The 23,226-nt window shown below is 62.9% G+C and carries 17 protein-coding genes; 13 read left to right on the forward strand and 4 right to left on the reverse strand.

Annotation, left to right across the window (positions count from 1 at the left end; translation table 11 throughout):
• The first annotated feature begins 64 nt into the window (after window positions 1-64).
• Window positions 65-9,946 carry a LysM peptidoglycan-binding domain-containing protein gene (locus tag EN853_RS07760; protein ID WP_127858950.1) on the forward strand — a complete coding sequence of 3,294 codons (9,882 nt, stop codon included), beginning with the start codon at window positions 65-67 and terminating at the stop codon, window positions 9,944-9,946.
• Here the strand turns inward: EN853_RS07760 and EN853_RS07765 are convergent.
• Window positions 9,919-10,896 carry a LysR family transcriptional regulator gene (locus EN853_RS07765; protein ID WP_245516853.1) on the reverse strand — a complete coding sequence of 326 codons (978 nt, stop codon included), beginning with the start codon at window positions 10,894-10,896 and terminating at the stop codon, window positions 9,919-9,921. The genes EN853_RS07760 and EN853_RS07765 overlap by 28 nt on opposite strands.
• 3 nt (window positions 10,897-10,899) lie before the next feature.
• Window positions 10,900-11,487: a L,D-transpeptidase gene (locus tag EN853_RS07770; protein ID WP_127858951.1), complete on the reverse strand. Its 588-nt coding sequence runs from the start codon at window positions 11,485-11,487 to the stop codon at window positions 10,900-10,902.
• A gap of 429 nt (window positions 11,488-11,916) precedes the next feature.
• Between EN853_RS07770 and EN853_RS07775 the strand changes: the two genes are divergently transcribed.
• From EN853_RS07775 to EN853_RS07830, 12 genes are all read left to right on the forward strand, one after another.
• Complete coding sequence (locus tag EN853_RS07775; RefSeq protein ID WP_245516854.1) at window positions 11,917-12,513, forward strand: type III secretion protein; 597 nt, start codon at window positions 11,917-11,919, stop codon at window positions 12,511-12,513.
• An 11-nt stretch (window positions 12,514-12,524) separates the two neighbouring features.
• Window positions 12,525-13,145: a hypothetical protein gene (locus EN853_RS07780; protein ID WP_127858952.1), complete on the forward strand. Its 621-nt coding sequence runs from the start codon at window positions 12,525-12,527 to the stop codon at window positions 13,143-13,145.
• A gap of 25 nt (window positions 13,146-13,170) precedes the next feature.
• On the forward strand, window positions 13,171-13,992 hold the full coding sequence (sctJ, locus tag EN853_RS07785; RefSeq protein ID WP_245516855.1) for a type III secretion inner membrane ring lipoprotein SctJ: 822 nt from the start codon (window positions 13,171-13,173) through the stop codon (window positions 13,990-13,992).
• Window positions 13,989-14,612 (forward strand): SctK family type III secretion system sorting platform protein, encoded by a 624-nt coding sequence (locus EN853_RS07790; RefSeq protein ID WP_127858953.1) that lies wholly within the window; start codon window positions 13,989-13,991, stop codon window positions 14,610-14,612. Before sctJ ends, EN853_RS07790 begins: the two co-directional genes overlap by 4 nt.
• Entirely contained in the window at window positions 14,612-15,232 is a 621-nt protein-coding gene (sctL, locus tag EN853_RS07795; RefSeq protein WP_127858954.1) for a type III secretion system stator protein SctL, read from the forward strand. Before EN853_RS07790 ends, sctL begins: the two co-directional genes overlap by 1 nt.
• Window positions 15,229-16,587, forward strand: coding sequence for a FliI/YscN family ATPase (locus EN853_RS07800; protein WP_127858955.1), 1,359 nt, complete (start codon window positions 15,229-15,231; stop codon window positions 16,585-16,587). Before sctL ends, EN853_RS07800 begins: the two co-directional genes overlap by 4 nt.
• Window positions 16,574-17,062 carry a hypothetical protein gene (locus EN853_RS07805; RefSeq protein WP_127858956.1) on the forward strand — a complete coding sequence of 163 codons (489 nt, stop codon included), beginning with the start codon at window positions 16,574-16,576 and terminating at the stop codon, window positions 17,060-17,062. The genes EN853_RS07800 and EN853_RS07805 overlap by 14 nt, the downstream gene beginning before the upstream one ends.
• Window positions 17,063-17,079: 17 nt before the next feature.
• Window positions 17,080-18,195, forward strand: a complete 1,116-nt coding sequence (gene sctQ / locus EN853_RS07810) for a type III secretion system cytoplasmic ring protein SctQ (RefSeq protein WP_128234694.1) — start codon at window positions 17,080-17,082, stop codon at window positions 18,193-18,195.
• Window positions 18,188-18,841 (forward strand): type III secretion system export apparatus subunit SctR, encoded by a 654-nt coding sequence (sctR, locus tag EN853_RS07815; protein ID WP_127858958.1) that lies wholly within the window; start codon window positions 18,188-18,190, stop codon window positions 18,839-18,841. Before sctQ ends, sctR begins: the two co-directional genes overlap by 8 nt.
• An 18-nt stretch (window positions 18,842-18,859) precedes the next feature.
• Window positions 18,860-19,129 carry a flagellar biosynthetic protein FliQ gene (locus EN853_RS07820; protein WP_127858959.1) on the forward strand — a complete coding sequence of 90 codons (270 nt, stop codon included), beginning with the start codon at window positions 18,860-18,862 and terminating at the stop codon, window positions 19,127-19,129.
• Between the two features lie 9 nt (window positions 19,130-19,138).
• Entirely contained in the window at window positions 19,139-19,954 is an 816-nt protein-coding gene (gene sctT / locus EN853_RS07825) for a type III secretion system export apparatus subunit SctT (protein WP_127858960.1), read from the forward strand.
• A 167-nt stretch (window positions 19,955-20,121) separates the two neighbouring features.
• Window positions 20,122-20,949: a DUF1445 domain-containing protein gene (locus EN853_RS07830; RefSeq protein WP_127858961.1), complete on the forward strand. Its 828-nt coding sequence runs from the start codon at window positions 20,122-20,124 to the stop codon at window positions 20,947-20,949.
• A gap of 337 nt (window positions 20,950-21,286) precedes the next feature.
• Here EN853_RS07830 and EN853_RS07835 read toward each other — a convergent pair whose 3' ends face one another.
• Together EN853_RS07835 and EN853_RS07840 are read right to left on the reverse strand one after the other, a co-directional pair.
• Window positions 21,287-22,021, reverse strand: a complete 735-nt coding sequence (locus EN853_RS07835; protein ID WP_127858962.1) for a ribonuclease activity regulator RraA — start codon at window positions 22,019-22,021, stop codon at window positions 21,287-21,289.
• Between the two features lie 21 nt (window positions 22,022-22,042).
• Window positions 22,043-23,206, reverse strand: coding sequence for a mandelate racemase/muconate lactonizing enzyme family protein (locus EN853_RS07840; protein ID WP_127858963.1), 1,164 nt, complete (start codon window positions 23,204-23,206; stop codon window positions 22,043-22,045).
• Window positions 23,207-23,226 lie beyond the last annotated feature (20 nt).

Here is a 23,226-nt window from a genome sequence, read left to right on the forward strand (position 1 = left end):
GCGATCGGGGCGGGCGTGACGGCGGCCGGGCTGCCGGTAGCAGTGATTTCCGGAGGTCGTGCAGATGGTTCGCCCGATAACGCTCACCAAGCCGCCGCTTCAGTCGCAAAAGGTCGATCCCAAGGCAAACGCGGCACAGATTGCGCGGCTGGAGGCGCAGGCAGCGGAGCTGCGGGAGCAGATCAGGCTTGCCAACAGGATGGGCGAGCGCGATTGGGCGGCGCAGGCCCGCCAGGAACTGGCTCAGGTAAACACGCAACTAAACTCGCTTCAGCCGAACCCCGCAACGGCTCCGGCGACGCCGGGTGTCGTGAACGCCGGCAATGGCACATCCGGCAATGGCGTTACGGTGGCGCCGGCCGTCTATGTGCACAGCAATCTCGCGTCGCCTCCCGTGACACTGGTGGACTTCGATGGAAGTCCGGCCAAGGATGATCCTGCTGCCGCGGCCACTGCGCGCAACATCGTCAACGACGTTACCGGCGGCAAGAGCATCGACCAGATTGCCTCCGCCCGTCACATGACGGGCGAACAGGTCATCGCCGCGCTCAGATCCGGCGGAATGGCCGTGTCGACCACCGACCCGACGAGCGGCAACGGCGACGTGCAGACGACGAAGATCACGGATGCCGGCGGCCGCACCGTCACGCAATATTACGACTACCAGCATGATAGCTACTATACGAGCGTCCAGGCACAGCCCAACGGCGCGGTGACCAACTCGCCGACCCGGGACGGGCTCGGGCGCAAGGAAACCAGCACATACAATTCCGATACCGGCGCCATAACGACACGCTATGAGGACGATCTGGGGACAGGGACGGTCACCGAGCAGACGTCACTGCCCAACGGCGCGTTGGTGGAAACGGTGACGCCGGGCGCCGGACCTTCGCTACCCGTGACCACCGTCACCGGTCCAGACGGCAGCAAAACCATTCTGAAGCCCTCCCAGGATCCAGGTGGCGACAGCACGCAGGATATCAAGAACGGTCTTGCCGACGGAAAAAGCATCGACCAGATCGCGAAGGAGAACGACCTCACCAGCCAGCAGGTAATCGCCGAACTGCAAGCCGCCGGCTACAAGGTTACGACGAACAGCAGCAGCGACGCGCAGTCGGTTGAGCTCGTCGACCCGCGCACCGGCGGCAAGACCCTCTACTCTTGTGATTATCAGCACGACGTACGCACCGTCACGACCACGGCGGACGGCAAGAAAACGTCGGTATCCATCGATGGCAAGGGAACCGAAACCAAGACCGTCACCGACCAAGACGGCCGGGTGACGAAGACCACCACCGAGAAGATCAATGGCGGCAAGCCTGTCGAGTACGAGGTCAAGCCGAACGACAACCTGACCCGTATCGCGCAACAGTATGGCGTGACGCTGGATGATCTCAGGCGGACGAATCCGGAGCTTTTCGGCTCGTCGCGCGACCCAAGCACAATCCATACAGGCGAAAAAATTACCATCGACAACGGCACCCGCACGACGGTCGAGGTCACATTCAACGGCTATACGCTGACCACCAAGCCCGATGGCAGCATGACGCTGCACAACAACACCACCGGCACCGACCTGAAAATCGAGGCGGGAAGCACGCAAGAAGCCCTGGCCAGGACGCTGCTGGCGGTGAACCCCAACAGCAGCGACCCCAAGGTGGCAAAAGAGGGCGAGGTCGTGAAGACCTTCGTCGAGGGGCTGTTGGCGGGGGAGACCCTGCCCAGTCTGATCGATGCCGCGGAAAAGGCCGGACAGGACAAACAGGACCTGATCGACAAATACGACCTGGGTACGCCCGCCAAGCCGAAGCTTAACGGGCAGAACAGGGTTGTCGATCCATTTGGCGATCCACCCCCGGGCAACGCACCCTCCGGGGGAAAATGGACGCCGATGAAGATAGATGGCGTCTGGAGGTGGGTCGATCCCCAGGTCGCCCAGGCCATCATCAATGAGAACATCGCACTGTCGCGCATCACCGAGACGCGGGCTCTGGCAGGCCAGCGGCAGGAGCAGTTCAACGTCGATCTGCTCGATCCTGCCTACAAGGATGCCGTCGACGGCGCGCAAACCATCATAAACAAGGCACTGGAGCCTCACGGCCTGCAATGGACGCCGCAGAAACCCAAGGGCACCCTCGCCGATGCGCAGGCGCGGCTGACCAAAGCCAACACCCTTCTGCAGAACGCACAGGATGCCCGAGGCGAGTATGAGAATGCCGGGCGCGTCCTCAAGGATGCCATTGCCGGGCAAGGCAAGCTCACTCCTCTGGGCGATCCGAATGCGCCGTCGGTCAAAGCGCGGGGCACTCCCGACCTTGATCCGAAATACGACCAGGGCGTCGCCGACCATAGCGCCGTCGACAAGCTGTTTTCCGAGGTCGGCCTGCATCTGAGCAAGGGCGACAAGCTAACCATCGACTACCTGGTTGGGCAGGCCGAACTCGCCGGCGTCCCCGCGGACTCCAAGGAATACAAGGACCTCAAAGCCCTGCAGACGACGGCAGGCAACCAGCTCGAACTGGCCCAGGCCTACCAGAACTATTTCGACGCCCATGCCGATGCCGCACAGGTCAACGCGCGGCAGACGGACCTCGAGCAGAAGCTGGCTACCGAATATCTTGGTAAACAGAACTTTAATTTTGACGAGAAGTACAATCGCATCAATGGCGACTACCTCGGGCACTACAAGAACTCGTCGCTCGAGATCCGTGACGGCCAGCTCTGGGTGGTCAACCATTTCGATGAGGGAACCACTGAACAGCAGCTGACCTACAGCCTGAACGACAAGCATGTCAGGGGCGAATATCGCGATCGCCAACTCAACAAGGACTGGCAGGCGCTGCTGGCCGGCTACGACTCCAACGCAAAAATGTGCACGGCAAATGGCCTGCAATCGGTGAGGTCCAGCGAGGAGCAGGCGGCAAAGAGCCTCAACGACGTCCTGGACCGGCAGCTCGGCGACAGCCTCGCCGATCTGAACGCCAAGCTGCCGACCCTGCAGACCAATTTCGACAATGCGCTGGCGCATCACAAGCCGGGATCGGTCGATGCTCCCGAAGGCACGTTGCCCGACGGCGTGCAGCCGGTCGAGATCAATGTCGGCGGACAGACGATCAAGGTGACGCCGGACGTTGCCCGCAACTACAACGAGCATGGGATCGATGCGCTGACCCAGGGCGGGAAGGCGATCTGGATCGACCTTGATACCAAGGATGACGACCCCAATGGCCGCTGGGTCGATCCCGAACTGGCGGTCGCCAAGCTCAGGCTGGAGGCGACAAGGCTTCAGATAAGTCAAATCCAGGATCTGCGCAGACAGTTACAGGGCTTCAACGACTATCACGAGCTTCGGCTCAGCGAGCCGTCTCTGCTGACCGATGACAACACCACTGTCGACAAAACCTATCTGGACAAGCACGAACAGCAGACGCTCGACGCCATCTATCAGCCGAGGTTCCAGCAGCTGCTCGACAGAGGCTACGACAAGGAGTTCCACCAACAGCTCGGCACGGATCTGGATACTACGGTAGCCAAAACGCTCGGCCTGGACAGTTCGACCGATGACGGCCGCGACGCGATAAAGAATGTGACGGACGAGATCCGCGACATCGGCGGCGACAACCCGTATGTGCGTCGTGTGCCGATCTTCTATGTCGACGACCAGGTTGGAACGCAGCAGGTCACGCTGTTTGCGGTGCGCGACGGTGATGGCAACACCCGCTACGTCGACGCGACCGGCAAGAAGTTCGACGACCTCGGCGATTTCCAGGACAACAACAGCCAGTTTAGCGAGAGCGGCAAGCTCGTCGTTCCCAAAGACCTGGAAATGAAGGCGGGCGCCGACGGCAAGATCGCGCTCGAAGTGGTGAAAGCGCGCAATGTTTCGGTCTGGGACAAGGTTGTCGATCCGGTGGTCGGCATCGGCACCGGCATTGCAACCATCTTGTCGTTCACGCCGGCCGCGCCGGTCGCCGCACCGCTGGCCTATGCGGGCGCGGCCTATCTTGGAACGAGGGCCGTCATAAACGAGGTGAACCACCTCGACCATGGCGGCGAGTGGGACGATACCGAGTCAATGATGAACATCGCCAGTGCGGCGACCACGGTTCTGCCCATGGCTTCCAGCGGCCTTCGCACGATCGGCATGGCGGCGAAGAGTGAGTCATTCTTGGCAGGCGTTGTCGCCAGTCCCCGCGCCTTCGCCGGCAGCATCGGCGCAACACGGTCGAACTGGGCGTTGGCAGCCGAAACCCGCACATACATGCAGTCGAGCGCCGGACTGAACAAGGCGGCGTGGGGGATGGATGTCGGTTCGGTGATTGTCGGCTCACCGTTACTGGCAACATCCGCCTACGATCTCGCCGCCAACGGAGACCAGATGAACGGTCTCCAGTTTGCCAACGCGCTTACGGGTCTCGGCACCGGCATCACCGGCACGGGGCTCGGCATCCATGGTCTGCGGACGATGCGGCCGGGAACGGGCACGCAGGACCCCGACGCTCCCGGCGCTGATGCCAATCCGCCGCCCGGCGGCGACGGACCGTTCCAGCAGCCGCCCGGCGGCAAAGGACCGTCGCAACTGGCGCTGGAACCCGGCCCTTCGGGTCGTCCGATGGATGTGTACGAAATCGGCGCCGACGGCGTTTATCGGCCAACAGGAAAGCAGGTCTTCCACGACCCCAGCCACCCGGTGATCCCAGGAGAGGTGATCAAGACCGATGACGGCAGCGGCAATGGCTCGACGGCACAGCCGGGCCGCGATCCTGACGGCTCGACTGCCTCCGGCACACCGCACCCCGCCGACGGCGACCCCATCGTCGTGCCGGGTGAGCCAACAGGAAAGGACGGGTCGGTACGCCTCGTCTGGGACCCTGAGACACGCAGCTTTGCCGGCATGCCTCAACCCGACACCAGCGGCTACGTCTACACCAGCGGCAAGGATCCGAAGACCCCATCGGCCTATCTCGACGGCTTGACCGCCGAGCAACTTGTGAGCCGCTATGAACAGGAGAAGAGCTACTACTCCAGCCGCGAGTTGGCCGAACGCTACGGCCCGGACGGGGTCCAGATACCGCGCACGCCGCTTCGCGAGACCCTGCCGGACTTCCGTGTCGGCGTCACCTTCCGGGTCCGGCTGAACACGGGCCAGGCGTTCGGGATCGGCTCGCCGACCGTTGCCGCCGTTGGCTTCGGCGTCGGTACCAAGACCGACTTCGGCATTGTCGGATGGTCGATCGTCGACAGCGTCAGCCAGCGCAGCCTGACACCGTTCAAGGACGCGCTCGGCACCCAGGGAGTAGTGTCTTTCCGGGCCCGCGAATACAGGAACATCACGGCCCTTCAGGCCGGCGTCTGGCCGGTTTCCAACCAGACGGCCATGCCGGTCCGCAGCAGCGACCTCTCGGCGGTAGCCAGCAAGGCGGTGTTCAGCGATGCGAGCGGCTACAACGCCAAGCCCCTGGATGCTGCCATTGTCGGAACGACGCCGGACGGTGAAGGCATCGTGATCGAGATGAGCTACACGCCTTCGCTCAAAGGCAAGGAGGCCACGCTCGCACCGGGGCAGCATGATTTCTTCGGCGTGCCGGCCGAAAACAGCGCCGGCCACGTCACGCTGCAAGGCGCGCTTCCGTTCGACCGTGTCATGACCGAGACCAAGGCTGGCATACGCCTGCCGATCGTGGCCAATCATGTCGCGGCCGTCGATCAGATGCCGCGCATCGGTTTCGAGAAGCGCCCCGAAACGCCCGTCACGGACACGCTCCAGCCGGGCGACATCGTGTCGAAGGAAACCTACGACCAGATCCAGTCCGCCCTCGGCGCGACAAACCTTAAGGTCCAGTTCGCGGTCAAGGACCCGACAAAAGCATCCGAACTCGTCGCGGCCATCGAACGCGGCGACGGCGTCGGGCCGATCCATGACCTCGTCAAGTCCGGCCAGATCGATCCATCGAACACGGTTTCTTTTGTCGATGAACCGACGGTGAGCGGGTTGCGGCTTTCGGCCATACCGGGCAAGGCGCCCACGGCGGACATCGTCCTGCTGACCGGCGAGACGGTTCGCGTTGTAAACCCCGAGGCGATGCTGGTCGACGTCATCTTCAACGACCGCAACAGGCTGCCTGGCGTGTTGGGTTTCAACCCGGACCGGATGTCGACTTCGGCGACCTACAAGGTGAAATCGACGGTACAGTCGTGGCTGCCGGCGCGTTTCCGGCCCGAGGGGACCCCGCAGCCCCGCTATATGCCGGCTGACGGCAACATCTACGACAATCTCAATGGTTCGTACGGGACGCCGGCGACACGCTACACGTTCTCATTATCGAGCCCGCCTCTGCCCGCGGGAGCCGTGGCCTATAGCGCCGAGGTTAGGGTTCAATACAAGTCCAAGGCGGCAAAGGTCGCGCCTTCGATCGCCAAGAACGAAACCGCGACACTGACCTTCAATCGCGCCGACGGGCAGAGTGAGCAATTGACGGTCCCGGCCTGGCTCGCCCATGCGATGGAATCCTCGCGCGACGGCGCCGCAACGCGCATACCAAAGGGCGGCAAGGCCTCCCTGGACCAGTTCCTGAGCGAGTTGCAGAAGACGGCAAGACCGGATCAGCTTGCCGCGATCGAACAGTTCAAGACCGAGTTCGGGCCGTCGATCGTCGACGGCGGTTTCATGCGTCAGGACGTTGCCGACGGCGTGTCGACGTTCCTCTCCTCGCAGGTCGGCAGCCGCCGAAGCGGGCCTATCCGGATAAGGGACGAGAACGGGCAATCGGTGACGGCGACCCGTTACGGACCGGTGCCAAAGAGCGCGGAGAACATCTATGTGCCGCCAGCCGACGGGCCGCAGGCGCGTGGCGACGAACCGGAGTTGATGCACAAGTCGCATATTCTGTTTCGGGACCCGGAGACGGGAGAGGCATATGTCCTGCCGTGGGTGCGCGGCGCTTCCGAGGACCATGTGGCGGGTGGTCAAGGAACGCCGAAGGGAGAGCCGGCGCAGCCGCCTGCAGCCGGGAAGGCAATCGAGGCGGCGCCGCCGACGACCTATTCGCTGCAACAAGTTCGCAACATGCGGCAGCCCGAAAAATGGAAGGCAGGCGAGATCTATACGCGCGAGCTCAACGGATCGTCTGGAGAAGTGCATTTCCCGGTCGAGGCCAATCCGGACGGCACCCACCCCGTTACTGGCCAGGGTGGGCGATACGTCGATGCTCCAGTCTTCAAGAGCCAGGATGTGATCGAGGCGATCGAGGTCAAGACCTACCATCGCTGGACGACGATCAACGGCGTCGCGCAGATGCGCGAGGTGCCGCTCACGCCGAAACTGCAGGAGCAGATCAACAAGGACGTGGCGCTGCGCAATGAAAACCAGGGCTATCAGCCGCGCTGGGTGTTCCTTGACGCGCCGCCCTCGGTTGAGTTGCAAGGCGCGCTCGACGATGCCCGGATCGTCGGCAACATCTTCGGACACGAAAAGCCGGCCGCTGCAAAACCGCAACCGCAATCCGCGACGGCCAAGAATAGTTCGGGCCGGACCATTCAGCTCGAAGACGAAAGCGGCAACGCGATCACCGCGTCAGTACTCGGCGTCCAGCCGAGCGGTCCTGAGCGGGTTTATGTTCCGCCTTCCGATGGACCGCCCGCGCCGGCCGACGCACCGGAGCTCCAGGACAAGACCCACATTCTGGTGTTTGACCCCGATACGGGCGAGGCTGTGGTGTTGCCCTGGATACGCGGCGCTTCCGACGAGCACGTGCCGGGAAGCCTCGGGCGCCCGGAACAGAACAATCAGCAGGCCAATACCGCTGGCGGTGCGAACAACGCCGCGCAGCCCCCGCAATTGGCTCCGAGCAATCGACCGCTCACCCGGGATGGCGTCAGAGCCACCCCACTTGACCAGGTGCCGGATCTCGCCATGGGCGACTTCCTGCCGAACCAGGTTCCATGGCTCAAGCGCGAGCAGGTGGCCGAGCTGACGGAGCAGCAGTTCCGCGACATGGACCAGGCGGGCTTGCTGCCCCATCTGACCAAGTCCCAACTGCGCGGTATCCCGAAGGCAAAGACAGGCTATATCAACATAGCGGGCCTCGACGGGAAACAGGTTCCCTGGCTCACCGAGGGCCACATCCGCAATCTGACCGACCAGCAGTTCGGTGATCTCGGCAAGGCCGGTTTTACCCGTCTCCTGACGAAACCGCAGTTGCAGGCGATAAAAGGAGACAAGGTCGGGCTCGTTGACGTGTCCAAGTTGGATGCGCGCCAGGTTCCGTGGTTCAAGGGGAGCCAAGTCGCGAAGTTCACGTCACCGCAATTCAAGGATCTGGGCGAGGCCGGATTGCTGAAGAACCTCGTCGAGCGCCAGGTTGGGGCTATCCCCGAGACCATGATCGGTTCGGTGGATGTAGCGAAGTTCGATGCCAGGCAGGTGCCATGGCTGACCGGGAGGCAGATCCCTGCGCCGACCCGCGATCAATGGGGCGCCTTCACGATCCACCACATCGAAGCGCTGACCCAGCCGCAGATCGAAGCGGTGACACCAAAGCAGTTCGAGGAAATCAGCCCCGGCCAGTTCCGCAAGTTCACGCCCGAGCAGTTCGAGTGGATGAGCGGGGATCAGACGAACGGCCTCTCCGTGCTGCAACTGACGACCTTTCGGGCCACCCATAAGAAGACGATGACGCCGGATCAGGCGACCAGCGTCGATCTGGCGCTGCGCCATGCCAGGGTGCGCGAAAACGCTCAGGCGCTCGCCACCTTTGGCGGCATGTCGACAACTTCCTATGTATTGTGGAGTTCGCTGCCCCCGACCTGGAGCGCAACGGCCGGAGCGGTGGCATTCGGCGTGCGAGGCTTCGTTTTCGGCACGCAGGCAATCTTCCCCAACGCAACCGCAAACAACAAGCCGTTCGGGCGGTTCCTCAATGCGCTCGGCGGAGCCACATTCATTGCCGCGGCGCCGGGTGCCGCGACCGGGATGATCCAGGGCAAGGATCTTGTCGTCAACAGCACCTTCTCGCTCGGCAACGTCGTCTATGGCACGAAGTCGATGCTGCAGTCGTTCACCGGCAGGCCGGTGATCCGTAACCTGGCCGAGCATCTGGCCGGGCCCGGCTACGTGCTTGGCTGCGCCGTCTATACGCTGCACTCTTGGCCGGCTCCGATCGCCACAGTCGCCGGCACCATGTTCACGTTCGGCTGCGCGGAGTTCTGGGCGTCGGCCATAAGGACGGACCGGATGAATCGTCGTTCGGTGCCCCGAACCGATGCCGATATCGCGGCGGCGGCAAAGTCCGACAAACGATGGGCCACAGCGGATCGATGGACGCTAGGCATCACCTTTGGCATCGGAATGCTTCTCTTCTCTCTGGACTCCCTGCTTGCGCAGCCCTGGGACCCGAAAACGACCGCTCCGCCCGATCCGAAGAAACCGGATGGCGATACGTCGTCCCAGCAGCCCGACGATCATTCGGATGTTCCAGGTAAGCCGAAAACCCCGCCCGAAGACTTCCCGCAGCTCGTGGTGTCGGCCGATGACGGCCTGAATTTGCGGAGCAAGCCCGAGGGCGATTCCGCCGTGGTGACGGTTCTGCAACCCGGCACGTTCGTCGAGCAGACCGCGAAGCCCTCGACCGATCCGTCAGGAGAGGCCTGGATACCCGTCGAAGGGTTCGGACCGGACGGCAAAAAGCATAGCGGCTGGGTCTCGGGCGACTATGTCGAGGTTCATCCCGCGGGCAGCAGCAATCCGGAGGGGCGCACCAATCCGACACTGGAGAAAGACGGCTATCGGTGGGTCGAGGTCAAGAATGGCGACAGCATTCGCCTGATCGCCAATGCGCATTCGGCCGATGTGGCCGATACGGTGATGCTGAACATGGATCATATCCTGATGCCGGATACGATCTTCTCCGGCGATCGCATCTACCTGCCGCTTGCGTCGGTCGGCTGAGACGCCGCAGGCTCGACTCGAGACTCCTCGGCAGGGTGCCCGTTGCCGATCCGCGCGGCATATGCATGGGCGATGCAACCGGCCAGCTTTGCCGCGCGCTCCGCTGTCGGATTCGATGGTTCGGAGGAGTAGGAGGCGGTGAAGCGCAGGTCGGAGGGATGCCATTCGCAGTCGACGATCCGCAGAGCGCCGCTGGCCGTATGATCCTGGACGACTTCCCTGGGGAGGGAGGCGATACCGATCCCGTTCAGCGTCATCCTGATGGAGGCGGCCAGCGAATTGGCCGGAAAGATACGCGGCGTCGCTTCAAGCTCGCCCGTCAGCTTACGGTAAAGCTCGCTGTAGGGTCTCGTCGTGCGCGCGTAGCTGATGATTGGGAATTGCATCAGGTCGTTCAGCGTCAGCTTGCCTCGGTTGGGCAGGTTCAAAGCGGGCGAGCAGACCCACACGAGCGGAAACGATGGCAGCTCCACGTTCTCGATATTGTATTCCAGGATAGGGCCCATCAGCACTGCAAGATCGAGCCGGTGCGACATGAGCTCATTGCGAAGGGTCGTCGTCGTGTCGACGACGATATCGGCATCGACAAGCGGATAGTTCGCCTGCAATTCCTTGAGGAAATCAGGAAGCCATGTGTGCACGATGGTCTCGGCAATCCCGAGTCTCAGCACCCCTGCCGTTTCCGAAAGGGAGTTTGCCATCAACTGCAGCCGTTCGGCCACGCGCAGGACGCGTTGCGCCGGCGGCAGCAGCCTTTGTCCCTCGGCGGTCAGCCTTACGGTGCTGCGATGCCTCTCGAACAGCTTGGCGCCAAGCGCTTCTTCCAGACCGGCGATTCGGGTCGAGACCGCGGGCTGTGTCGTGTTCAGGCGTTCAGCCGCCTTTCGGAAGCTTCCGAAAGTCGCCACCAGGAGGAAGGTTTCGAGCTGCTTGATGTTGAAAGGGATCACGATTCAATGCCGGACAATAATCTGGGCGCCGATCTTCACTCGGTCATATAGGTCGATAACGTCTTCGTTGGTCATTCGAATGCAACCGGAGGAGTTGGCCTGTCCGACGGTCCATGGCTGATTGGTGCCGTGGACGCGATAAAGCGTGTTGCCGATGTACAAGGCGCGCGCGCCCAACGGGTTGTTGGGGCCTCCCGCGACCCGAACGGGCAGGAAGCGGCCTTTCGATGCTTCCCTGGATCGCATTTCGGCCGGCGGCCGCCACTCCGGCCAGTCCTTCTTGCTCGAAATCGTGTCGCGACCGGACCACTCGAGCCCCTCCTTGCCGACACCCACCGCATATCGCAACGCCTTCCCGTTCCCCAGTATGTAATAAAGGCGTCGCTCCGTGGTGTTGATCACAATTGACCCCTTCGGTTGGGCCTCAGCGAAATCAACGACCTCCTTGGGGATTGCCGACCATGCCGGTCGCATTTCTCCACCAGCGGCCTGGTCGGGAGCGGATGGCGAGATCAGCACATTTCGGGCTTGGTCGTAGCTCCAGCTCCGCGGGTCGTAGCCGCTATTCGACTGACCCTGCGCCGGCGCCATGGCGGCACTCAACGTGGCGGCAAGCAGAACCGACTCACCCAAGCCCCTGACGAGACGCGGGTCGATTAGGGGCCGGCGCCCTAGAATGCCCGCAGGAGCTTTCAAGCTCGAGAGCAGGTTCCTGCGTGCTGCCACCGGGGCCGATCCCTTTCAAATTCGAGCAGGAAACCGGCAACCACGAACCGCTTCTGCCTGATTCCATGCGCACCATATCGCTTTGCTCACCATTCGCAACATTTGGAACCAAGCATGCATTGGCAATCCAATTGGACTTCCAATTTGGCAACACGCGCGATAGGATGAACGTGGCGGGTAAAACCATGAGACGGGCAGCGCGGGCCATCGCTCCGCGCCCCTGCGATAGGACCAATGTTGACGGCACGCGGTACCTGCCAAGCGCACCGGTGGTCGAAAGCCTACGCTGCCCTCGTGGCCGGCGGCCTCGCGGTCATCCTAATGTACGGCCTTGCTGTTTCGCGGGCGGATGCCGCCGAGCCGCGCTGGCCCGCGGGTCCTTACAAATACCTCACCATCGATCAGTCGGTGACGGATGCGCTCGTCGAGCTTGGCCGCAACATGCGGGTGCCGATGCGTGTCAGCAAGCTCGTAAAGGGGCGCCTGAGCGCCGGCATGCCGGTTGGAACGGCGCGCGAGTTTCTTGAAGAGATCTGCAATCGATACGGTCTGGTCTGGCATTTCGACGGTATCGTCATGAACGTCGCCACCGAAGCGGAGGTCCAGACGGAGCTGATTCCGCTTGATGCCAACACCGCTGCCGACGCGGAAGACCGGCTTTCGCGGCTGGGTGTCATCGATCCGAAGTTTCCTGTGAAGGTCTCCAGGCAGGACGATGTCGTCTCGGTATCGGGGCCGCCGTCCTACATCGAGCTCGTCAGGAAGACGCTCGGGGTTCCCGCCGCGCAGGGCAACAAGCAGGAGCCGGGCAAGGTTGTTTCGGTTCGCGTTTTCCGCGGAAAGCAGGCGGAGGCGCAAACTGTCCCCTCCGGAAAACCAACTAAGGAATAGGAGGCAGGTTCATGCAGATCGCGCCGATTGGAGCCTTGGAGGCGACGCTGGCCAACTTGACCACCAGCATAAGCTCGCAACAGCAGGTCAACGCCGGCGCGGCGGCGCAGCCGGGCAACCGGATGGTGGGCGCCAAGCAGGAAAAGCACGATGCCGCGCGGCTCAACGCGCCTGAGCGCGGCGACGTCGCCGCACGCGCGGGCCAGCAGGTGGCGCAGACATCCTCCGGAGCCAATCCGGCAATGGCCGGACAGTCTTCCAGGTCGGAGAAGGCCGGGCCGGTCGTCGAACGCAAGCTCTTCGACTATCTGGCCGAGGTGGAGAAGGCTGGAGGGGGAGCGGTCACGGATCCCTCGGCCCTGTTAGGTTCTGCCGTTCAGTCGCTGGAAGGAACCATGCAGCAGGTTCAGAAGGCTCTCGGCAAGGCGAATACGCCGGCAAACGCCGAAACGGCCGCCACGCAGGATGCCGCGCCGTCAGGCAAGGAAGCGGAAAATGCACCGGCAAAGAATGCCGAGCAGCTGCTCGAGCGATCCATTTCGGTGATGTGGGCGGCAGCCAATCTCGAGCTCGTGACGAGCAGCGTGAAGGCCGTGACGTCGTCCACCAGCACGCTGATCAAGCAACAATAGGCGCTGCGAAGTGCTCGTACCAGAATTGGTCCTGCCGCGGCGGTCGGCGTTGTTCAGTCGATGCATCGCGGGGTGCCGCGTAGCGCTTGTTCTCGTGGCCATGCTTTTGCTCCAGGCCTGTTCGGTGGAGCTCTATTCCAACCTCAATCAGCGCCAGGCCAACGAGATCGTGGCCACGCTGATGCGTCACGGGATTCCGGCACAACGCGAGGCCGGCAAGGACGGCAAGATGACGGTTTCGGTACAGAAGGGCCGTTTCGCCGAAGCCATGGCTATTCTCGACGAAAGCGGGTTGCCCAAACAGGAATTCCAGACGCTGGGTGAGGTGTTCAAGAGGGACGGGCTTGTGTCTTCGCCGGTGGAAGAGCGGGCAACGATGATCTATGGCCTGAGCCAGGAGCTTTCGCAGACAATCTCGGATATCGACGGCGTGCTTTCCGCGCGCGTTCATCTTGTCCTGCCCGAGAACGACCCGCTGAAACAGCAGCTGGTGCCGTCGTCCGCCTCCGTGTTCATCCGGCATCGCGCATCCGTGCCGATGAATGAGCTGATCCCGCAGGTTAAGATGCTGGTGGCCAAGGGCATCGCCGGACTGACCTACGACAACGTCTCCGTCACGCTCATTCCGGTTGCCGCGACAGCCCCGGAGCCGGACTCCGAGGTAGGCTTCACGACCTTCCTTGGTCTCTGGCTGCATCCGGATAGCGTGGCGGCCGCGATGTGGCTGTTCTACGGCATGGCGGCGGCGATACTCGCGCTGGCCGCCCGGTTGGCGTACCTGCAGTGGTACCGACGGCCGGGTGTCTACGCCCTCGACGCTTCCGCAATACCTGTGAAGAAGACATGACCCGGGGCCGCTCGGAGCAAGCCGCCAACCCGCAGTGGCAGGCATTCATGTCCGGCCTCGCATCCTATGCGGACGCGGCCCGGCTCGCGGAATGTTTTGATGGCACGATCAGCGAGGCTGCCTGCCAACGCATGCTGCAGTCGCAACGCCTGCATGAGCGGTTGTCGAAGCTTCTCCTGGAGCGCTACCGGCTCTCATATGCGGACGATGAACCGTCCGACGAACTGGATCGGGCGATCGCCCTGTCGTCGGGCGAGGAGCTGGAGGAGCTCGCTCTTCGCTCGGGAGCAATCTACTGGGCGGGCAGTCTTGCCGCCGTCATTGACGGACGCCAGGCCGATGCGCTGCAGGCGGCGCTGGGCCCCGATCTCTGTACCTTCGCCGTCGTCAACCGCGACCTGGCCGGTCCAGTGCGGCCGTTGGAGCCCTTGGAAGATATCCGCAGTCGCGTCTATGCCGACGGCCTGAGCTGCCTTGGCGGGTGGTGCCAGGCGATGTCTGGCGAGACGGGCGTGCGCGTTCGCCTCAAGCTCATGCCGCACGAACTCATCGACCGGACGGCCAAGCCTTTCGTAGAGTGCGGTCCGGCGATCGTCCGGCGCGCGATGGAGCTGGCGTGATGGTCGAACCGGGCCCTGCGACCACCGATATGCCAAGGCGGCCTTACGCCCGCATCCTGCGCGCCGCCGAGGCGCGCGCCTGGCAGGATGGCTATGCATTTCTCGATGGCGCACGGCGGGATGCCCAGCAGATGCGCGACGCCGCCCGGCGTGCCTATGCTGCCGAATATGCGCAGGGTTATGAGGACGGCAAGGCGCAAGGCGATGCAGATGCCAGCCGGCTGATAAGCGAAACAGCTGTCAAGGTCGATCGCTATCTCGGTGGGCTGGAAGCCGAAGTCACCAGTCTCGCCCTCGAGGTCGTCAGGCGAATGCTGGGGGAATTCGACGTCGGCACGCTTGTGGCAAGGGCCGCGAGACAGGCCGTGACCGAAATTCGCCGAGCCAAATATCTGAAGATCCGCGTCCATCCCGCTTCCGTGGACAGGGTTCGCGAAGAGCTGGACGCGGTCTTGCGCAAGAGTGATCTGGGCATGACGGTCGAAATCGACACGGACGATGCGCTGGCGCCGGCCGCTTGCATCCTTTCGACCGATGTCGCCGTCATTGACGCCAGCATCGACGCCCAGCTCGATGCCATCGCCGCGGCAATCTCGTCAAAGGCCGAGGCGCCGGCATGACAGGTCCAGCCATCGATATCGAAGGTCGTCTGGCGTCCATCATTCCGAACCTCCGTTCCGGCCTGCGCGACGATGCCAGCCGCCCCAGGAAAGGCCGTGTGCGACGGGTGATCGGAACGGTCATTCATGCGACCGTGGAAGAGGCCCGGATCGGCGAGATATGCGAGCTGGTCGACCCCAAGGCCGGCAGGACGACCAAGGCGGAAGTCGTCGGGCTCATGGATGAGATGGCAATCCTTGTTCCGTTGGGCGATCTGACCGGCCTTTCAAGCCTGACTGAGGTCGTCGCGACCGGAAAGGACCAGCTGGTCGCTGTCGGACCCGGCCTTCTGGGCCGCGTGATCAGCGCGTTCGGCGAGCCTTTGGATGGCAGGCCGCTTTCGCCGGACGGCATTGTCGGCAGCTATCCGGTCAATGCCTATCCGCCGTCTCCGCTGGAGCGCAGTTTGATCTCCGAGCCGATCCAGCTTGGCATCCGCGCCCTCGACGGGCTGCTCACCTGCGCGCGCGGCCAGCGCGTCGGCATATTCGGCGAACCCGGCGTCGGCAAGTCGATCCTGCTCTCCGATATCGTCAGCGGCACCGACGCCGATGTTGCGGTAGTCGCCCTCGTCGGCGAACGCGGGCGCGAGGTGCGCGAATTCGTCGAACACCAGCTTGGACCGGAAGGTCGGGAGCGGGCGGTCGTCGTCGTCGCGACGTCGGACCGGCCCGCCATCGAGCGCGTCAAGGCCGCCTATGTGGCGACCAGCATCGCCGAATTTTTTCGCGACCAGGGCAAGCATGTGCTGCTTGCGATGGACAACATAACGCGGTTCGCCCGAGCGCAGCGTGAAATTGGCCTGGCCTCGGGCGAGCCGCCGACGCGAAGAGGTTTTCCGTCTTCGCTGTTCGCGGTCCTGCCGCGCCTGCTCGAGCGCTCGGGGCCAGGCCGCATCGGGTCCATCACAAGCCTCTACAGCGTCCTTCTGGAAGGCGACGGAACGCTGGATCCGGTCGCCGAGGAAATCCAGGCGCTGCTCGATGGCCATGTCTTCCTGTCGAGCGAACTTGCGCAACGGAACCATTTCCCTGCCATCGACGTCCTGCGCAGCAGGAGCCGCCTGATGGATGCCGTCGTGCCGTCGACACATCGGACCGACGCCGGCCACCTGCGCGAATTGCTCGCCCGGTACGCCGACATCGAACTTCTCTTGCGTGTCGGCGAGTACGAAAAAGGCAGCGATGCCGTGGCGGACGAGGCGATGGCCAAGATCGACGCCATCACCGCCTTCCTTCGGCAGGGATCCGCCACTCACGAGAGCATCGAGAAGACACGGCAATTGATGCGGGAGATCGTCGATGAAGGAGCGTGACATGATCGCCCGGTTGCGCGACCTCAGAAGCCGCCGTGAAGAGCGTGCCAGGGAAGATGTAGTCAGAAGGCACGCGGCTGCGCAGAGGGCGGCAAGGCAGGGCCAGGAGGCCGCCGTCGCGGTGACGGATCATCTCGAGCGCACGGTCGACGCCGAAGACGCGGCCTTCGCGGCGCTCGTTGGACAGCCGGTCGAGGCTACCAGGCTCCACCGGCTTCAGGGGCGGTTCGAGGGTGCTGCGAGAAAAACCGAGCAGTTGCGGGAAACCGCGAAGATGGCCGTGCTCGCCGAGCAGCAGCGCCAGGCAGAGCTGTCGATGGCCCGCAATGATCACCGCGCGAGCATGAAGGCGGTGACCAAGCTGGACAGGCTGTCGGAACAACTGGCCAAACGCAACGCGCGTCGTCGCTTGGCCCTTGCCGAGCTTTCCGAGGAAGAGGAGCGCGGCCAACCGCGCCCGCCGGCGGAACGATAGCTCAATTCGTGATCGACATGGATGTGATGCCTCAAGACTTCGCTCCGGCGAAAAGGAAAGCGCGGGTGAAACCGGCGAAACGGGCCGCCGCAGGCTCGGGCGGTGGAGCACGGCTGACGTTGGAAACCGTGGCGCCCGTGGATGTTGGCGCGTTGAACGCCTTCTACCGTCGCCGCGCTGCCGCGGAGATCACCATTGCGGGAAAGGCCATCGCGATCGCATCCATCTGGCCGGCGCCGAACTCTGCGGACCAGGCGCAATGCGCCATTGGATTCGCCGTCGGAGAGATGATCGGACAATTGCGCCTGCCGCTTTCTGTTGTCGAACGAGGTCTCGCCAGGCTCGACGGAACGATCGACATGAAACGGCTGGCGCCCGCCCACGGGGCACTTCTGCTGGAGGCCGCGTTCGAAGACGATCTCGAGTGGATCGAGGGCAAGCTGGACGAGCGGGTCGCGATCACCTCCGTCGCACCGGAAGATACCGTTTCCGGCGAAACTCCATTCGCTTTTGTCCTGACCGGCAAGGATGAATCGATAGGCTGCGTCTTGACCACGAATGACGCCGGTCTGGCGGTGCGGATCGGCCGCCTTCTCGACGAACTGGGCAAAACCAGACCGCCGGTTCCGGGCGAATTTCCGCTGCCGGTCTGCCTGCGGCGCGGCCCGCTTGCGATCACCCTTGGCGAGCTTCAAACCCTGCAGCCTGACGATGTGGTGCTTTTCGACGATGCTGCGGGGGAGCGCATGGCGGCGCTCATCATCGCCGAGCACCTCTATGCTCCGGTGACCCTCACTGCGGGAGGCCCGCAATTGCTTGCCGCGCCAACTGCAATCGCTGGATCGAATTGGGAGTGGACCATGAACCAGAATACGCCGCCGCCGGCCAGCCAGGCCTTGGAGGAGTCGACTTTGGACGAGTTGGTGGTCGCGCTTGCCTTCGAGGTCGGCCGCACCGCAATGCCGCTCGCGGAAGTAAGGCACCTTGCGCCCGGCGCCGTCGTTCCGCTCGCCGATGTGGCCGAGCCGACTGTCGACATCCTCGCCAACGGCAGGCGTATCGGTCGTGGTGAGATCGTGCGGATCGGAGAAACCCTGGGCGTGCGGATCGTCCGCATGTTCGGCAATGCTTGATAACTCACCCAACCTGCTTGGAATTCTGATCGCCGTCGGTGTGGTCGGGTTGCTGCCGCTGGCGGTCGTCACCATGACGGGCTTCCTGAAGATCTCGGTCGTGCTGTTTCTCATCCGCAATGCGCTTGGCGTTCAGCAGATGCCGCCCAATCTGGTGCTCTATGGCATCGCGCTCGTGCTGACGGTCTATGTCACCACGCCATTGCTGAGCGAAATGTCGGGCCGGCTTCAGGAGGGGCAGGTCCAGTTCCAGACGACGGATGACCTTGCCAGGGCGGCGCAACTGGTCAAGGAACCATTGCAGCGCCACCTCATGAAATTCACCCAGCCGCAGGAGCGGCAGTTCTTTCTCGACGGAACGAACCGTCTGTGGCCGGAACAGGCCCGGCAAAATCTCAAAGACGACGATCTGTCGATCCTTGTCCCTGCCTTTGTCGCATCCGAACTTACCCGGGCCTTCGAAATCGGCTTCCTGCTCTATCTTCCTTTCCTCATCATCGATCTCGTTGTTGCGAACGTCCTGATGACGCTCGGCATGATCATGGTTTCGCCGGTCCTTATTTCGATCCCGCTGAAACTATTCCTCTTCGTCGCCATAGACGGCTGGTCGCGGCTGATGCATGGCCTCATTCTGAGCTATGGCTGACGCCGCTGGGGGTTTTGCATGAGCAATGACTTCGTCCTGGCGAAGGTCCAAGGTGCGCTTCTGACGGTGCTGCTGGCGTCGAGCCCGGCGATCATCGCGGCGCTGGCCGTCGGCATCCTCGTCGGCCTTGCCCAGGCGCTGACTCAGATCCAGGACCAGTCGCTGCCGCAGACCATCAAGCTCGTCGTGATACTGTTGGTCATCATCGTCTTTGGTCCGCTGCTTGGCCAGCAGATCGCGCAACAGGCCTCGACGGCGTTGGACGAGTTCCCCGTCGTCACGCGTTGAGGCACGCGGATGCCGGTCGAGCCACTCTTCACCTCGGTCAAGGAACTCCAGTTCTATCTCCTGGCAGGCGCGTTCGCGCTCGCCCGCATGAGCGGGTTCATGCTCCTCATGCCGCTCTTTTCGCGTGTGCCGCTGTCAGGGCTCCTGCGCAGCGGCGTGGCGCTGGCGCTGGCGGTTCCGATCTTCCCGATGATCGTCAACAAGCTGATGAACAGCGACCTCCAAACGACGATGGTCGTGCCCTACATGCTCAAGGAGGTCGTGGTCGGGGTGACGCTCGGCCTGGCGATGGGAATACCGTTCTGGGCGGCGGAGGCCGCGGGCGATATCCTGGATTTGCAGCGCGGTTCCACGATGGGGACGCTGATCGATCCGATGATGACCCATGAGACCGGTGCCACCGGCACCTTACTCGCCGTCATCATGGTCACGATCTACCTCGCAGCCGGCGGCCTGCAACTTTCCCTGACCAGCCTCTACGACAGCTATGGCCTCTGGCCGATCGACCGCCTTCTACCGGTGTTCAGCAAGGACGCGGCCGGAGTCTTCCTCGGCTTGCTGAACCGCATTCTGGTGATGGCGCTGACCCTGGTCTTCCCGCTCATCATCAGCATGCTCTTGTCCGATATTGTGCTGGCCTTCCTGGCGCGGGCGTCGCCGCACCTCAATGTTTTTGCGCTTTCTCTGGTCGTCAAGACGCTGGTCTTCAGCCTCGTTTTTGTCCTCTACGCGGCTTTCCTGCTCTCCTATATGAACCGCGACCTCGGCTTCCTGCGCGAGGCAGGCCGCCAGATAGAAGCGATCGGCTGCCCAAGCTGTCAGTGAGAGTCAGTATGTCTATGCAAAAATGCTAATAGTTGAGCATTCGACGGCTAACCAATAAATACAATTTATCGGCAAGGAAAGATTCTGACGATTTGACAAGCGGCTGGCCCGCCGATGATCTTACGCTCTTTCGACGTGTCTGTGAAACGTGCATACTCTCGGACGCCATGCCTCGCCTGACCACTTCATTGTTCTATGACAATTTGCGACTGGTCGATGCAGATAAGCTGCGCAGGCTGGTTAGGATGGGCGCCTATGAAGGGCATACGGGAGGGCTTGCGAGCGGCAAGCTTCAAGCCAATGTCGTGATTGTGCCCAGCCGCTTTGCTGGCGATTTCCATCAGTTTTGCGTGCGCAATCCCAAAGCCTGTCCATTGGTGGGAGTAAGCCGCGCGGGCAGCCCATTGCTGCCGGCGCTGGGCGACATCGATATCCGCACCGATGCTCCCCAGTACAATATCTACTGCTTCGGGGAAGTGATCCGTCAGAAGACAGATATCATCGACCTGTGGCGGGATGATTTTGCCGCTTTCGCGCTCGGCAGCTCGCTTACCGTCGAAGCGGCCCTCATGGAAAAGGGAGTCAGACTCCGCAGCGTCGGCCGCGGAAAATCCCTCCCAAGGTTTCGGACCAGCATCATGACGCGCGGCGCAGGACCTTTTGGTGGTGAGATGGTCGTCTCCATGCGTCCCATAAGACAGGGCGATGTCGATAAAGTTCGAGCCCTCACCGCACGCTTCCCGCTTGCCCACGGCTCCCCCATCCATGTCGGAGAGCCATCGATTATCGGAATAAGAAATCTGGCCGCTCCCGACTGGGGCGATGCGGTCGACATCATGGAGGGAGAGGTCCCGGTGTTCTGGGCCAGCAGCCTGACCGCGCAAGACGCTCTCGCTCGCGCCGAACTCGCGATCTCGATCACGGTATCGCCCGGGCATATGTTGATCACCGACGTTGATGCGAAAGCGGATTCGGGCGCCTTCAAGGTTTGGTAACAGCCGATCCGGGTCACGCGCCGCATATGCCCCGCTGTTGTGGTGGATTGCATGATTGCCCAGGGCGCTGCTCGTTCGACATCGATCGAGCGAACCGGTACCGGATGAAAGCAGACCGCAAGGTTCGCGACCGCTCAACTGCGCGATAGTCCTCGTGGTTCAGTGTTCGAGATCCGGCCCGATCCGACGGTGGGGAACTTTGCCGCCGCTGACGGCAGCCGGCCGGGGGATGCGCCACTTTGAGCCGAGCGCGCCGGCATAATGCCTGGCGTGAGACGGCAATTTCTTGGATCGCCGTTTCACCGGCCGGGCAATCCATCCGCTGGTTAGGGTTCTCCTAGCGCCTTGTCTTGCGCCACTCCTCGTATTCCCCGCGGGCATCGTCATGCAGCGGATAATAGCGTTGCAGCGGCGCGCCCTGCATGAGCTTCTCCCGCGAGAACTCTTCCCAATCGTGATGCGTCTTCGCTTCTTCGATGACCTTCGGGGCCATTGCGACGGGAACGACCACCACTCCGTCATCGTCGGCGACGATGATGTCGCCGGGGATCACCGTGACGCCGCCGCAGGCAATCGGAACGTTGACGGCGTTGGGATAGATGCTGGTCTGCACATGATAGTTGGGCGTCCAGCCGCGCAGCCACAGGGGCAGATCGAGCTTCTCGACATTAGGCCGGTCGCGCATGCAGCCGTCGATGACGATGCCCGCGCCGCCTCTGCCCTTGAAATACGTCGACATCATATCGCCGAAGACGCCCGAGCTCATGTCGCCGCGCGCGTCGACCACGACCACATCGCCCTCCTGTGCGTGATAGAGCACGTGCCGGTGCAGTTGCGTCTCGGGGTCGGCATATTCTCCCTCGTTGAAGAGGTCCGGCCGCTGCGGCAGGAATTGCAGCGTCAGCGCCGGCCCGACGATCGACTTGCCATGGTTCTGGGCCACCGGGCCGACCATGTGCGGATTGCGGAAACCCATGTGGCCAAGCGTGCCGGCAACCGTCGCGGCGCCGATCTCCCTAAGCGCGTCGATCAGGTCTTTGGGCGGCCGCGTGATGTCGGGAGTATGCGTCATTGTGGACTCCGTTAAATGGAACTACCAGTTGGTGACAGAACCGTCGCGGCGCTTGAGGTGAGGCGCTTCCCAGAAGCGGAAACTCTGGGCCTGGATGGCCTCCTCGTTGACCTCGACGCCCAGCCCCGGCAGATCGCCGACCGGATAGTCGGTTCCGTCGAGCCGTGGTTGCACGGGGAAGAAGTCGGAATTGTCGAAGCCGAGCTTGCTTTCGGGCACCCTGGTCTCGAGCCACGCGAAGTTCGGCACCGCGGCGGCGAGATGCACGGTCGCGGCCGTGCACACTGGACCGAGCGGATTGTGCGGCATCAGGTCCACATAATGCGCCTCGCTCCAGCCGGCGATTTTCATTGCTTCGGTGAGCCCGCCGACATTGCAGACATCGAGCCGGTTGAACTGGTGGATGCCGCGCTCGATGTAGGGCAGGAACTGCCACTTGCTGGCGAATTCCTCGCCGATGGCGAACGGGACGTCGGTCATCGTGCGCAGAGATTCGTAAGCCTCCGGCGTCTCGTCCCGAATGGGCTCCTCGAGGAAGTCGAGCACGCCGCGGTCGAGCTTGTTGCAGAAGCTCGCCGCCTCGGCCACCGACAGCCGATGATGATAGTCGATGCCGAGGACGACGTCGTCGCCCAGCGCCTCGCGCGCCTTGTTCAGCATACCGGCGGTAGCGCCGATCGACTCGCGCGGCTCGAAGATGTCCCTGCTGCTTTGCCCGACGGGGAAGAAGCGGATCGCCTGCCATCCCTGCGCGCGCAGTTCGCTGGCTCGTTCGATGGCGGCATCGCCTTCGGCCTCGTCTCCGGTCGAGGCGAAGGTGGGGATGCGGTCGCGCTGCTTGCCGCCGAGCAGCTCGTAGATCGGCACACCCAGCGCCTTGCCCTTGATGTCGTGAAGGGCAATGTCGATGGCGGAAATCGCCGCCTGCAGAACGCGCCCGCCTTCGAAATACTGGCTGCGATAAACCTCCTGCCAGATCCGGCCGGTCTGCATCGGGTCGCGGCCGATGAGAAACTCGCGGTAGTGCTCGATCGCGCCAGCCACGGCCTTCTCACGGCCGCTCAAGCCGCTTTCACCCCAGCCGAAGATGCCCTGGTCGGTCTCGATTTTGACGAGCATCTGATTGCGCGTTCCCACCCACACTGGATAGGGCTTTATCGCGGTGAGCTTAAGCTTCGTTGTCATCCACGCCCACGTTCCGCCCG

Origin of the sequence: Mesorhizobium sp. M1C.F.Ca.ET.210.01.1.1 (assembly GCF_004791585.1) — a bacterium.
GTDB lineage: Bacteria > Pseudomonadota > Alphaproteobacteria > Rhizobiales > Rhizobiaceae > Mesorhizobium.

What these genes read in the sequence shown, in the direction of transcription:
- EN853_RS07830 (WP_127858961.1), top strand. Translation starts at nt 20,122, where the DNA reads ATGCCTCGCCTGACCACTTCATTGTTCTATGACAATTTGCGACTGGTC.
- EN853_RS07835 (WP_127858962.1), bottom strand. Translation starts at nt 22,021, where the DNA reads ATGACGCATACTCCCGACATCACGCGGCCGCCCAAAGACCTGATCGAC.
- sctQ (WP_128234694.1), top strand. Translation starts at nt 17,080, where the DNA reads ATGGATGTGATGCCTCAAGACTTCGCTCCGGCGAAAAGGAAAGCGCGG.
- EN853_RS07760 (WP_127858950.1), top strand. Translation starts at nt 65, where the DNA reads ATGGTTCGCCCGATAACGCTCACCAAGCCGCCGCTTCAGTCGCAAAAG.
- EN853_RS07790 (WP_127858953.1), top strand. Translation starts at nt 13,989, where the DNA reads ATGACCCGGGGCCGCTCGGAGCAAGCCGCCAACCCGCAGTGGCAGGCA.
- sctR (WP_127858958.1), top strand. Translation starts at nt 18,188, where the DNA reads ATGCTTGATAACTCACCCAACCTGCTTGGAATTCTGATCGCCGTCGGT.
- sctL (WP_127858954.1), top strand. Translation starts at nt 14,612, where the DNA reads ATGGTCGAACCGGGCCCTGCGACCACCGATATGCCAAGGCGGCCTTAC.
- EN853_RS07820 (WP_127858959.1), top strand. Translation starts at nt 18,860, where the DNA reads ATGAGCAATGACTTCGTCCTGGCGAAGGTCCAAGGTGCGCTTCTGACG.
- sctT (WP_127858960.1), top strand. Translation starts at nt 19,139, where the DNA reads ATGCCGGTCGAGCCACTCTTCACCTCGGTCAAGGAACTCCAGTTCTAT.
- EN853_RS07780 (WP_127858952.1), top strand. Translation starts at nt 12,525, where the DNA reads ATGCAGATCGCGCCGATTGGAGCCTTGGAGGCGACGCTGGCCAACTTG.
- EN853_RS07840 (WP_127858963.1), bottom strand. Translation starts at nt 23,206, where the DNA reads ATGACAACGAAGCTTAAGCTCACCGCGATAAAGCCCTATCCAGTGTGG.
- EN853_RS07800 (WP_127858955.1), top strand. Translation starts at nt 15,229, where the DNA reads ATGACAGGTCCAGCCATCGATATCGAAGGTCGTCTGGCGTCCATCATT.
- EN853_RS07770 (WP_127858951.1), bottom strand. Translation starts at nt 11,487, where the DNA reads ATGGCGCCGGCGCAGGGTCAGTCGAATAGCGGCTACGACCCGCGGAGC.
- EN853_RS07805 (WP_127858956.1), top strand. Translation starts at nt 16,574, where the DNA reads ATGAAGGAGCGTGACATGATCGCCCGGTTGCGCGACCTCAGAAGCCGC.